A 12,856-nucleotide genomic window follows, 5' to 3' on the forward strand; every position below is an offset into this window, starting at 1 on the left:
ATTCCCAGTTAATTAAAAGCCGTCACCACTTCTTGATTTTAAAGGAAGTGTGTGACGGCTTTTTTATATGTTACTGGCTTAGTTAAATGGAAATGGGTTCGCTATTTCAAAAAACCATTGAGGATAGTATCTTCAGCCTCGGATTCGGAGAATCCCAGCGACATTAACTTGATTAATTGTTCTGATTCGATACGCCCAATAGCTGCTTCGTGAATCAGCTGTGCTTCACTGTGGCGGGCAGATATTTTTGGCGTGGAGAGAACTTGAGCATTATGCATAATAATGGCGTCGCATTGAATGTGCCCTCGGCCTTTATTACGTCCAACCAGGTCAAAAAAGAACTCTTGTTTAGAGTTATCTTGGGCAACAGAACGGGAAATGATTTGGGCTGAAGAATCTGCTCCGATTAATTCAACAGTTATGTTTGATTCCGCATCCTGATCTTTGTATGTCAGGAGACGTTCAGTAACCACAAGTTTAGCCTTATCCATAAGTCTAATCTCAGTGTCTCTTTTGGTATGGTCAATTCCTTTGATCTGAATCATTTCAAGTTCGACGACGGCACCTTCTTCGGCCTCAATAATGGTTTTGGGATTAAGAACTCGTTCACCTGTTCCTTCCCCTTGGCCGTAGTGCTTTTCAACATATTTAAGTTTTGCGCCCCGGCGAACATAAAAGTTATGGATCCCGTCGTGCTGTGATTTATGACATCCGGAATTATGAATCCCACAGCCGGCAACGACTAAGACATCGGAATATTCTCCAATTTCAAAGGTATTATAGACAACGTCATTGATGGCTTCCTCTGTTACGATTACGGGAATGTGAACACTTTCTCCTTTAGTATAAGGTTTAACAATCACATCTATGCCCGATTTATCAGCCTTTGTGACAATATCGATATTGTCAGTCGTATTTCGTTGAACCCCGACTCCATTCTTGCGGATATTAAAAGCTCCTTGAGGTATTTCATGAAGGTCTGCAACTTTTTCCAGCATAGTCTTATCCAGCGCATTGAGCATTTTGATTAACTCCTTTCGCGCAGTTTGAACCGCATAGACAAGCATCATTATTAAGAATTCTGGCCAAAATTGTGTCTCGTTCTGATTGGTCGCTAATCATTCCATTTGACATCAAAATAATTTCATCAGCCAACTCCATGATACGTTCTTGATGAGAAATAATGACAATGGTAGTATCGTATTTTAAATGGATATTTTTGAAAGTTTCTGCTAATTTTTGAAAACTCCATAAATCAATGCCGGCTTCCGGTTCATCAAACACTGCCAGCTTGAGATTTCGAGCAAGTACAGTAGCTATTTCGATTCGCTTCATTTCACCGCCGGAAAGGCTGCTGTCCACATCTCGGTTGAGATAATCTTGTGCACATAACCCCACGTCATAGAGCAGATCACAGATGTTTACTGTTTCAGGGTTATGAGATGCGGCCATTTTGAGGAGTTCTTTTACTTTTATTCCTTTAAAGCGAGGCGGATTTTGAAAGGCATATCCTATTCCCAAACGGGCTCTTTCCGTAATACTTAAGTTTGTAATATCTTGTCCATCGAGTAGAATTTTCCCTGCCGTGGGATTATAAACTCCCATGATTAGTTTAGCTAGAGATGATTTTCCCCCACCATTGGGTCCTGTAATAACATATATCTTTTTTTCCAAAAACTTCAAATTAATCTCTTTGAGGATTTCGACCCCTTTTTCCTCATTGAGGCCCAGAGAAACATTCTGGATTTCAAGCATTGCTATTCCTCCTTCGTTCATCTAGATTCAACAATAACATAATCCGACATTATATTGTAGGGGGATAACCTAATTATTTTCAAAATAAACTATGTTCTTATTGTACAAGCCCCTGAATAAGTTTATGTAACTTGGGAATAAGAGGGGGAGAATTTTTTGGAAAGTATCTCTCGGTTTAAAATAAAGGACAACCTCATACCAATTTCTCATGGTTACTTTTTGGCCAAGAGTGATCCATTATTATGGCGAAAGCTGTTAAAGAGGAAACCGGAAGATGCGGAGGCTATGTATCATGTAGCCCTGGAAATTGAGGGAATTGCTAAAAAGAATCTTGGAAGATTCCTATGGACTAGAAATGAAGGCTATCTAGCCGCCTACCGGAAGGGGATAAAAGAGGCATCAGATTTAATGCAGCGATCTTTGGGGAAGGGATATTTTCAAGCCCGGACAGAGATTTTAAGAATACAGGAAGAAACCCGTTTGACAGATAAAAGGCTAACGTTAGTGAAGAAGAAACTAATTTTAAACAATAGAACCCTAATTTATGTTTTCTTGGCTGTGATTATTGCCTTCTTAATATTAATAGCTTTTTTAATTTACCATCGGTCTTCGACAACTTATTTGGAGAATCAGCGCTATACTTATATGTTACCCTATGAAGTTATCGAGAAAAAGCCGAGGGTCATTCCCAAAGCAGAGATAATTCCAATAACTATACAGGTTAAAGGAACAATAACAAAACAGTTCCTCGTAAATCAACTGATAAGGAGGTATCCTTAGGCTGTATTCGCTTAACTGATCCTCAAATGGAAGACCTTTATACATTAACTCCATTGTATACTAATGTCAATATTTTCAAGTGCCCAAATCTGCCCTATATTCAGATCAATCCTCCTGCACTTAGTGTGGGCCCTAATGGACAGCCACTATTCCAAAGAAGAGAGTCTAACATTTTATCACTGGGGCGGGTAAGTTTTAGGCCAAAAAGTCAAGGAGCCGTTGTTTCTCGAATAAAAAGTTCGTGAAACACGGCTCCTTGCCAGGACTTATCACGGAGTATACTCATTGATTTTATCATCGTGCAACTTAAGCTAAACGAGTCCATTATTGATTGGAAGAAATTTCACCAAGAGTTGCCTGAACAGTTTTTGTTTTTCCATCGCGGACGAAAGTTATTGATATTTTGCTTCCGACGGAGTATTGATAGAGATCGTGAACAAGGTCAGAAGAGCTTTGAACTTGAGCATTGTTGATTTTTGTAATGACATCACCTTTAACGATGCCAGCTTTATCAGCAGGGCCATTGGGGGTTACACTGGCAATATAGGCTCCAAGAGGGAGATTGTTGTCTTGGGCGTAAGAAAGATATTGGTCGTTTGTTGTTACTAGAAGAGCGGGATGTGTCGCTACACCAGTTTTAATTAATTGCTCTATTGTCGGCAGAGCATCTGAAATAGGGATTGAGAAGCCCATTCCCTCAAAGCCGGATTGTGCGTATTTGGCGGAATTAATGCCTATAACGTTTCCTTGGTAATCGACAAGCGGTCCGCCGCTGTTACCGGGATTAATTGCTGCATCCGTTTGAATAAGATTGAAGCTTGATTCTCCTTGAATGTCGAGAGTACGATCAGTTGCTGAGACAACACCTGCAGTCACAGAACGGGCAAATTCAGCACCACCGGGATTGCCGATGGCAACTACGGGTTCTCCGACTTGAAGTTTGCTTGAATCCCCGAGCTTAACTGCAGTTAAGTTCTTAGTGTCGGGGATTTGTAAAACAGCCAGGTCTGTGCGCGGGTCAGCGCCGATAACTTTTGCCACAAGATTGCGGCCATCGCTTAAGCTGACTGTGATTTTCTGTGCGCCATCAATAACGTGATTATTTGTAACGATATATCCTTTTTGGGCATCGATAATGAATCCCGAACCGCTGCCGGTTTCTTGGAGATTTGAACTGCTGCCGAAGACACTTTGACTGGATTGAAAATTTGAAACTCCGACTACAGCTGGACCTACCTCTTTGGCGATTTCAGTAACGGGAAAATTAGTTTGACTGGAAGGAGAAGCAGCGGTAGTAGAAACCTGAGCTATAGAGCTGGTTGTTTTGGCGGCAGCAGTAGTTGATAGAGCATTCGTAGGGTAAATTTCCGGAACGACTGCTACGGCTGAAAGAGCACCAATGACGGCACTCATAACACAAAGTCCTGCTGTGGCAGCAAATCGTCTAGTTGGTTTTTTCTTGATTGGAGGCGGGGCAAATTGTGAATTGAAATCTTGAGATGAGTTTATATTTTGATTGAGGATAGTGCTTTCGTTAGACTGTTTTTCAAGTTGTGCCTGTTCGACTCCATCTGTTTTGGTTAAGCGAATTTCTTCGTCCATAGTTGAATTCCTCCTATTATTATTAAATTTATATCGGCTGAGAGCGTCCTAGGGTGATAGTCCTCTAATTTGTTGAAATTAAATTAAACAATGACTCATCTGAGTACTTCTCAAGGATAACTCAAAGTTGTGTAGCAAAAAGGGATAAAATGTGAAGTTTTTTTGGAGTTTAAGTTGAGAATGTGTGAAGAGGCGTCTTAACATGACGTAAAATCAACAACAGGCTAAAACGAGATAGTTTTGGCCTGTTGTTTAATGTTGTGCTAATGATTAAAAGAATAAATTATTAGAAGTCAGCTCTCCCATAGACATCCGTTTTTAACAAGATTAGGCTTAAGGCGAGGATCCTTTTTTGACTCTTAAGACTATTCTTATATTGAAAAGTGACTAATATTTTTCAACTTACGGAATACATCTTATTTAGATAATAGACAATGAGACTGATAGGTTGTGATCTATGAGAGAGTTGGCGTTTCTAACTTTAGAGGAAATCTATTTATTTAACCGGGGAGAACTATATAAAGCCTATACAAAGTTTGGAGCCCATATTATTGAGGATAATGGGGTGCTGGGGACCTACTTTGCAGTTTGGGTACCGGACGCTAAGGCAGTTTCTGTTGTTGGGGATTTTAATGATTGGCAGACAAAACAGGATTGGATGATTGAAATTGGAGATACCGGTGTATGGACACTTTTTATCCCCAAGATACTTACAGGATTATATAAATTCGCAATTCTGAGTAAGAATGACGAAGTGTTTCTAAAATCAGACCCTTTTGCCTTTTATTCTGAGCTTAGGCCGTTAACTGCCTCTAAACTATACTCCCTGGAGGGATATCGTTGGCGGGATCGACGTTGGATATCGCGCCGGGAAGAGAGTCATCCGCAGAATAAACCTCTGCTTATCTATGAAGTCCATGCAGGTTCCTGGCGCAGAAAAAGGAATGGAGGTTTTTATCATTGGCGGGACTTTACTGATGAACTGATACGGTACGTTCTGGAGATGGGCTATACCCACATTGAATTTATGCCGCTGATGGAGCATCCCTATGACGGTTCCTGGGGTTATCAAATTACGGGATATTATTCCTGTTCGAGTCGCTTTGGAACACCTCATGACTTTATGCGTTTCGTTGATTGTTGTCATCAAGCGGGGATAGGAGTGATTTTGGACTGGGTGCCCGGACATTTTTGCAAGGACGGTCATGGTTTGGGTAAATTCAATGGGTCCTCGGTTTATGAAAAAGATGAACATGGAAAATGGGGGACGTATACCTTTAACTTCTCAAAACCTGAAGTCTGGAGTTTTCTTATTGCGAATGCAGTTTTTTGGTTTGATACGTTTCATATTGACGGGCTCCGTATCGACGGGGTTAGCAGTATGCTTTATCTCGATTTTGAAAAACCGGATAAAGGCTGGGAACGCAACAGTCAGGGGGGACGAGAAAACCTGGAAGCAATCGCTTTTATGCAGAGGTTAAATGAGGTTGTGTTCCATAACTTTCCCGGGGTTCTCATGGCTGCCGAAGAGTCGACCGCTTGGCCCTTAGTGTCCTATCCGACCTATGTCAATGGCTTAGGCTATAACTTCAAATGGAATATGGGTTGGATGAACGATACCTTGCGTTATATGCAGCATGAATTTGCCTGCCGTAAAGATTACCATAACTTGTTGAACTTTTCCTTAACCTACGCCTTTTCCGAGAATTTTGTTTTGCCCCTTTCTCATGACGAAGTAGTTCATGGAAAACAGTCCCTTCTTGATAAAATGCCCGGTGATTATGGGCAGAAATTTGACGGTTTAAGAAATTTAATAAGTTACCAAATGGGACATCCCGGTAAGAAGCTAATGTTTATGGGAGGTGAGTTGGCCCAGTTTATAGAGTGGCGTTATGACGCAGAGCTGGATTGGCTGCTTTTAGGTTATGAGATGCACAAAAAGTTTCAGGAGTATATTAAACACTTCAATAAACTTTATCAGCGTGAAAAGGCTTTCTGGGAAAATGACCAGGAATGGTCAGGCTTTGAATGGATCGATGCGGATAATAGGAACCAAAGTATTTTGATTTTTTGTCGCCGGGGGAAAGATCCCAAGAACTTTCTCATTATAATTATCAATTTTCAGCCTGTTGCCTATGGGAATTTTCGCCTAGGGGTTCCTCGCAGAGGAATTTATCAAGAACTGTTTAATTCAGATCGGGAAATTTTCGGCGGGTCAAACTGTTTGAATAGTGCCCCTATGGTAACTGAAAGGATTCAATGGCATGGCAGGACTTTCTCTTTAAGAATTAAAGTTCCTCCGTTAGCAACTATCATATTAAAACCTCAGTTTAACTATAAATTAAGGCGGGGGGGCGTTGCATGTTTACCAACAAAGACAATTTCAAACTGGCATATCTTACCAAAATCAGCGAAACAGAAGGCATTACCTTAGATGAAAGTTCCTTATGGGACAAATACAAAACATTGGTTTTGATGTTAAAAGAAACAATAAGCTTTAACAGAGCGTTAACTAAGAATTCCACACTGTACACCAAACAAGTTTATTATTTTTCCATGGAGTTTCTAATCGGCAAACTTCTCCGTTATTATTTGGTCAATATGGGTGTCGAAGAATTAGTTAGAGATGGTTTAGCTGAATTGCACATTGATCTTGATGATTTACTTGAGCAGGAAGCAGATCCCGGACTTGGAAACGGCGGTCTGGGAAGATTGGCAGCATGTTTTTTAGATTCTATGGCTTTTGGGGGAATAGCCGGTCATGGCAACGGTATTCGCTATAGATATGGGTTGTTTGAGCAAAAGATCAGAAACGGTTTTCAAACAGAGGTGGCGGATAATTGGTTGAAAAATGATTATCCCTGGGAGATTCGCCGAGCTGAAAAGAGTATTGTCGTAAAATTTAAAGGTCATGTTCGCACAGAAGTTGTGAAGGGGAAATTAGTGTTTTACCACGAACACTATGAACCCGTTTTGGCGGTTCCCTATGATATCCCGGTCATAAGCTACGATAATCCATTGAATATCAATAATCTCAGACTATGGAGCGCTGAACCATTAAGCAATGAATTGGATCTTGCTTCGTTTAACCGAGGGGATTTCGATCAGGCCGTCAGTTTACGATCTGGGGTTGAGGCGATTTCCTATATTCTTTATCCTGATGACAGCAGTCGTTCAGGAAAAGAATTAAGACTGAAACAGGAATACTTTTTTGTGGCGGCGGGATTAGGGTCGATTATGAAAAGCGTTAAAAAACGAAATCTATCCTTGGCTGAATTCCCTCGCTGGGTGTCTATTCATATTAATGACACTCATCCGGTGTTGTGTATCCCGGAATTAATGCGGATTCTGATCGATGAGGAAGGATTGGGATGGGATCAAGCTTGGAACATTACTGTAAATTCCATCTCCTTCACTAACCATACCATCATGCCGGAAGCCTTAGAAAAGTGGCCGGTAACGTTATTTAAAAATATTTTGCCAAGAATTTTTATGATTATCGAAGAAATCGATCGACGATTTAAGGAACACAGCGCAAGAAGATTCTTCGATGATCGGAAGATCATCCAGAATACCCAGATAATCAAGGATGATCACATTCAGATGGCTAACCTAGCGGTTATTGGCAGTTCTTCTGTCAACGGAGTCGCTTCGTTACACACCAAAATTCTCAAACAACAGGTATTTAAAGACTATTATCGGATGTTTAGCTATAAGTTTAATAACAAGACCAATGGTGTCAATCATCGGAGGTTTCTCTTAACAGCCAATCCGGTCTTGTCAGACCTAATTACTGAGGCCATTGGCCCGACTTGGAAGAAGAACGCTGAGGAATTGGAAAACCTTCTGATTTATCAGGAGGATGCAGCATTCTTGGAGAAGGCTGCCAAGGCAAAATATCATAATAAAATGCAGTTGCTTCAATATATTAAAAAAACCCAAGGAATTGAGCTCGATTGCTTCTCGATGTTTGATGTCCAAGTTAAACGGATCCATGCCTATAAACGGCAGCTCCTTAACATTTTAAAAATAATGCATTTATTTAATCAGGTTCAGGAAGATCCAAATTCAGTGCTCGGTTCCCAAACTTTTATTTTTGGCGGTAAAGCAGCTCCGGGCTATCATTATGCTAAAACTATTATTAAACTCATAAATACCCTGGCTGAAAAAATTCATAAGGAACCAAGGGTTAGAGACAAACTCGAGGTCATTTTTATCGAAAATTTTAATGTTTCTTTAGGTGAACTAATATATCCGGCTGCCGATGTCAGTGAACAGATTTCTACGGCAAGCAAAGAAGCTTCAGGAACAGGGAATATGAAATTTATGATGAATGGCGCAATTACGATCGGCACATTAGATGGTGCAAATGTAGAGATAAAGGAAGCGGTAGGAGAAAACAATCTTTTTATTTTCGGCTTATCGGCAGACGAAGTATTACGCTATTCCAGTGAAGGCGGCTATAAGTCTTTAGATCTTTATTATGATAATCAGGATCTAAGACGATGTGTTGATCAACTGGTCAACGGTTATTTTGCAACAGCCGGCGAAGAATTTAAGGTTATCTTTGATTCTCTTTTGCTCTATAATGATGACTATTTTGTTTTGAGGGATTTTGCGGATTACCTTGAAGTATATAAGCAGCTTCAATCTGCCTACTCTGATCGAAAACGTTGGACGGGAATGTCCTTGGTAAATATTGCTAAATCAGGTGTTTTCTCAAGCGATCGTACCATCAGAGAGTACGCCGATCAGATCTGGAAAACCAATTTTCGTCCAATTGACTTCAATTTACAGGATAAGCCTTGACTCGATTATTCGGTAAATGCAGAAAGCAGAGAGAAAGGTGAAACTATGCATAAGCAAGAGTGTATTGCAATGCTTTTGGCCGGAGGGCAGGGGAGCAGATTAGGGAGTTTGACGCGTAATATTGCTAAACCCGCAGTTTCTTTTTGTGGCAAGTACCGAATTATTGATTTCAGTTTAAGTAATTGCGCAAATTCCAACATTAATACTGTAGGGGTTCTCACTCAATATAAGCCCTTCCTGCTCAATTCGTATATCGGCCTGGGTTCTGCCTGGAATCTTGACAACCCCTTCGGAGGTGTTCATATTTTGCCTCCCTTCGTGGGGGAACACGAATTAAGTTGGTATAAAGGAACTGCCAATGCCATTTTTCAAAATTTAAAATTTATCGATTTCTATGATCCGGACTATGTGCTCATTATCTCAGGGGATCATATTTATAAAATGAATTATCTCTCTATGCTCAATTATCATAAGGAAAAGGGATCGGAAATTACCATTTCCACAATTGAAGTTCCCCGGGAGGAAGTCTCGCGTTTTGGTATCGTATCTCCAAATGAAGAAGGCAGGATCATAAAATTTACTGAAAAAATTGCGAATCCGGATAGTAATCTGGCATCCATGGGAATTTATATTTTCAACTGGCCAATTCTCAAGCAAGCATTACTAGAGGATGAACAGGATCAAGAATCGGAAAATGATTTTGGAAAGAATATCATCCCTAAACAAATTGCATTAGGAAAAAGATTGTATGCCTATAGGTTTCAAGGTTATTGGAGAGACGTGGGTACCATCGAAAGTTACTATAATGCCAATATGGAATTTTTGGAGGGAGATGAGGCCATTAATCTCTTTGATCCTGCTCAAAGGGTTTTTTCCAATGAAGATATTTTACCGCCGCAGTATATTGGCCCGAAGGCAAGGATTAATAACAGTCTAATCAGTAATGGCTGTGTGGTGCTGGGAGATGTCAGCTATTCAGTTTTGGCCCCGGGAGCTTATGTCGGGGAGGGAGCAAGTATAGAAAATTCCATTTTATTGCCCCATGCCAGGGTCAGTGGTCATACAAAGATCAATAAAACAATTGTCGGTGAAAATGCCAAAATAATGAGTTATTGTTCAATCGGAATTGAACAGGATTCTGGTGTGCGCCAGGCAGGAATTACAGTCATAGAGGATCATTACGTCCTTGGAAAAGGCTCTGTCATTTATGCGGGCAGTAATCTGTATTCTACCCGCTAAAATTTGCCGAGGGGAGGGTAGCAGATGCAAAATGCCATTGGAATCCTTTTTGGAAATAATGGTTCTGATAGTCTCCGAGGGTTAACCTCCGAAAGGTCGATCGCGGCGGTCCCCTTCGGAGGACGTTATCGAATTTTAGATTTTGCCCTATCAAGTATGGTTAATTCCGGATTATGGACAATCGGGTTAATTACTCCCCGTCATTACAGGTCGATACTGGATCATTTGGGAGCCGGTAAAGATTGGTTTTTGGATCGTAAGTCCGGAGGATTGTTTATTTTACCTGGAGCTATTCATGGACTATCCGGGGAAAACGGTAAATTTCGGCTTAAAGACTTACAGCTGAATATTGAATATCTGCAGAAGGACTTGTCCGAAAATATTATTATCAGCGGCTGTAATCATATTTTTAATATCAATTACAATGAGGCTTTGGAAAATCACAGGAATGAGAAAGCTGACGTAACGTTGATATATAAAGAGAGCACAGATCCCTCCGCCATGAAGGGAAAAGAACGTCTTGTCATCTCTGATAATCAAGATGTTCTTGATATTCTGGATGTGAGTGAAACGGAGTCAACAATAGCCTGGCCGCGAAAGCAGAACTATTTTCTGGATATGTTGATTATTCGGCGAACGCTCCTTCTGGAAATTGTCGATGGATATCGCTCAATTGAATCTATAAATCTGATCGAAGCAATACGTGAAAATATGCGCACGTTAAAAATTATTGGAGTTCCTTTTACCGGTTATTTTGGAGTGATAAACTCAGTTAAAGATTACTTTGATCGGAGCATGGAATTGCTTGATCCGATAATTTGCCGGGAAGTACTTATGGGACATGACAGAATACACACTAAAATTGTGGACAATCCTCCTACGAAGCATGGTCATCAAGCAATTACAGCAAATTCTCTAATTTCCAGTGGATGTATTATTGAAGGAGAGGTCCGTAATTCAATCTTATCACGCGAAGTAATTATTGAAACCGGGGCCAGTATAAGCAATTGTATTATCATGCAGAAATGTAAAGTTTCCAGTGGCTCTCGATTAGATCATGTCATTCTGGATAAATTTGTTCAAGTTTATCCCGGAAATATATTAAAAGGAAATAAAAATTCTCCCTTGGTCGTCCTTAAAGGGTCTTTGGTCTAGGCTTGAGAAAAGAGGGGTACTATGAAAGTTGTTTTTGCTATTGCTGAGGCAGATCCCTTTGTCAAAACCGGCGGTTTGGGTGAAGTAGGAGGTTCTCTGCCCAGTGCCTTGCAAAGACAAGGCGCCGACGTTTGTGTTATTATGCCAAAGTATAGTAATATCCCCGAAAATTTCCGCAAACAATTCCAGCATATTAATCATTTTTACGTTCCTTTAGCATGGCGCAGACAATATTGCGGCCTTGAAGAATTTATCCATAGGGGAGTCCGTTTCTACTTTATCGACAATGAGTATTATTTTAAGCGTAGTAATATTTATGGAGAGTACGATGAGGCAGAACAATATGCTTTCTTTTCACGCGCTGTGTTAGAAAGTCTGACTCATCTGCCGGAGTTTAAGCCCGATATCATTCATTGTCATGATTGGCATACGGCGCTTATTCCCTTGCTGCAAAAGGAGTTTTATGTCAAAGAGCCCTTGTATTACTCACTTAAGACGGTATTTACGATTCACAATCTTAAGTATCAAGGAGTTTTCCCTCAACAAGTTTTAACGGATATTATTGGTCTTAATGATACGTATTTTACAGAGGAAAAGTTGGAATTTAACGGTAAGGTTAATTTCCTAAAATCAGGACTGCTTTATGCCGACAGGATTACAACAGTAAGTCCGACCTATGCTCAGGAAATCCAATATTCTTTTTATGGAGAGAGATTGGAAGGGATTATCCAAAAACGCAAAGAATCATTGCTTGGTATTCTCAATGGTATTGATTATCAGGTTTATGATCCTTACACAGATCCTCTGATTTCCTTCCCTTATAGTTTTTCTCCTCAAGCTAAGGACTTGAATAAAAAGGATTTGCAGCATTGTTTAGGACTTCCCGAAAGAGAAAATTCACCGCTTCTGGGGATGGTAAGCCGTCTAGTTGACCAGAAAGGGCTGGATCTCCTCTGCTTTATAATGGAAGAAATTCTGATGCTTGACGTGCAACTCGTTATCCTGGGGACGGGGGATAAACTTTATGAAGAGAAATTGAAAACATTTGCCGAGAAATATTCGGGTAAGTTTGTCTTCAGAAGAGAATTCAACGATCAATTTGCTCACAAAATCTATGCTGGAATTGACATGTTATTAATGCCGTCACTGTTTGAACCTTGCGGCATAGCGCAAATGATTGCCATGCATTATGGAACAATTCCCATTGTACGAGAAACAGGAGGATTAAAGGATACAGTGATTTCCTATAATGAATATACGGGTGAAGGCAACGGCTTTAGTTTTGCCAATTATAATGCTCACGAATTACTGTTTGCCGTCCAGCGGGCAGTAAAAATCTATGACTCCGATAAAACCGCCTGGGCCCGATTGCAAAAAAGCGCCATGACGTGTGATTTCAGTTGGGAATCTTCAGCTTCTGCCTATCTTAATCTATACGAGTCTCTTATCAGGTAGGTTAAAAGCCTAAAACTTATTTAGGGTTTCAGGTGAAAGAATTCTAAAAATCTTCTTAGGA

Annotated in this window: 9 protein-coding genes; 6 read left to right on the top strand and 3 right to left on the bottom strand. The window is 40.4% G+C overall.

Translation table 11 applies throughout. The features are described from left to right. Nucleotides 1-101: 101 nt before the first annotated feature. The gene (locus B5771_RS14625; protein WP_088188189.1) at nucleotides 102-1,022 is read right to left on the bottom strand and encodes a SufD family Fe-S cluster assembly protein; all 921 of its coding nucleotides are present in this window, start codon (nucleotides 1,020-1,022) and stop codon (nucleotides 102-104) included. Further along, nucleotides 1,003-1,755, bottom strand: a complete 753-nt coding sequence (locus B5771_RS14630) for an ATP-binding cassette domain-containing protein (protein WP_047810438.1) — start codon at nucleotides 1,753-1,755, stop codon at nucleotides 1,003-1,005. Before B5771_RS14630 ends, B5771_RS14625 begins: the two co-directional genes overlap by 20 nt. 156 nt (nucleotides 1,756-1,911) lie before the next feature. On the opposite strand from B5771_RS14630, the gene B5771_RS14635 reads away from it, so the two are divergent. After that, a complete protein-coding gene (locus B5771_RS14635; RefSeq protein ID WP_088188190.1) occupies nucleotides 1,912-2,535 on the top strand; it encodes a hypothetical protein in 624 nt (207 codons plus the stop codon). Between the two features lie 324 nt (nucleotides 2,536-2,859). On the opposite strand, the gene B5771_RS14640 is transcribed toward B5771_RS14635, so the two are convergent. Next, entirely contained in the window at nucleotides 2,860-4,137 is a 1,278-nt protein-coding gene (locus B5771_RS14640) for a trypsin-like peptidase domain-containing protein (protein WP_088188191.1), read from the bottom strand. A 457-nt stretch (nucleotides 4,138-4,594) separates the two neighbouring features. Between B5771_RS14640 and glgB the strand changes: the two genes are divergently transcribed. Genes glgB through glgA form a run of 5 tightly spaced genes read left to right on the top strand, consistent with a single transcriptional unit; the run spans nucleotide 4,595 to nucleotide 12,795 of the window. Next, complete coding sequence (glgB, locus tag B5771_RS14645; RefSeq protein WP_088188192.1) at nucleotides 4,595-6,571, top strand: 1,4-alpha-glucan branching protein GlgB; 1,977 nt, start codon at nucleotides 4,595-4,597, stop codon at nucleotides 6,569-6,571. Beyond that, entirely contained in the window at nucleotides 6,499-8,946 is a 2,448-nt protein-coding gene (locus B5771_RS14650) for a glycogen/starch/alpha-glucan phosphorylase (protein WP_088188193.1), read from the top strand. The genes glgB and B5771_RS14650 overlap by 73 nt, the downstream gene beginning before the upstream one ends. 45 nt (nucleotides 8,947-8,991) lie before the next feature. Next, nucleotides 8,992-10,185 (top strand): glucose-1-phosphate adenylyltransferase, encoded by a 1,194-nt coding sequence (locus tag B5771_RS14655; protein ID WP_088188194.1) that lies wholly within the window; start codon nucleotides 8,992-8,994, stop codon nucleotides 10,183-10,185. A gap of 24 nt (nucleotides 10,186-10,209) precedes the next feature. Then, a complete protein-coding gene (gene glgD / locus B5771_RS14660) occupies nucleotides 10,210-11,340 on the top strand; it encodes a glucose-1-phosphate adenylyltransferase subunit GlgD (RefSeq protein WP_088188195.1) in 1,131 nt (376 codons plus the stop codon). A gap of 21 nt (nucleotides 11,341-11,361) precedes the next feature. Beyond that, the gene (gene glgA / locus B5771_RS14665; protein WP_088188196.1) at nucleotides 11,362-12,795 is read left to right on the top strand and encodes a glycogen synthase GlgA; all 1,434 of its coding nucleotides are present in this window, start codon (nucleotides 11,362-11,364) and stop codon (nucleotides 12,793-12,795) included. Nucleotides 12,796-12,856 lie beyond the last annotated feature (61 nt).

The sequence above is a fragment of the Desulfosporosinus sp. FKA genome (assembly GCF_002196785.1).
Lineage (GTDB): Bacteria > Bacillota > Desulfitobacteriia > Desulfitobacteriales > Desulfitobacteriaceae > Desulfosporosinus > Desulfosporosinus acididurans.

Excerpts from the sequence above, each read along its gene's own strand:
- glgB (WP_088188192.1), top strand. The coding sequence starts at position 4,595 with ATGAGAGAGTTGGCGTTTCTAACTTTAGAGGAAATCTATTTATTTAAC.
- glgD (WP_088188195.1), top strand. The coding sequence starts at position 10,210 with ATGCAAAATGCCATTGGAATCCTTTTTGGAAATAATGGTTCTGATAGT.
- glgA (WP_088188196.1), top strand. The coding sequence starts at position 11,362 with ATGAAAGTTGTTTTTGCTATTGCTGAGGCAGATCCCTTTGTCAAAACC.
- B5771_RS14630 (WP_047810438.1), bottom strand. The coding sequence starts at position 1,755 with ATGCTTGAAATCCAGAATGTTTCTCTGGGCCTCAATGAGGAAAAAGGG.
- B5771_RS14655 (WP_088188194.1), top strand. The coding sequence starts at position 8,992 with ATGCATAAGCAAGAGTGTATTGCAATGCTTTTGGCCGGAGGGCAGGGG.
- B5771_RS14650 (WP_088188193.1), top strand. The coding sequence starts at position 6,499 with ATGTTTACCAACAAAGACAATTTCAAACTGGCATATCTTACCAAAATC.
- B5771_RS14640 (WP_088188191.1), bottom strand. The coding sequence starts at position 4,137 with ATGGACGAAGAAATTCGCTTAACCAAAACAGATGGAGTCGAACAGGCA.
- B5771_RS14625 (WP_088188189.1), bottom strand. The coding sequence starts at position 1,022 with ATGCTCAATGCGCTGGATAAGACTATGCTGGAAAAAGTTGCAGACCTT.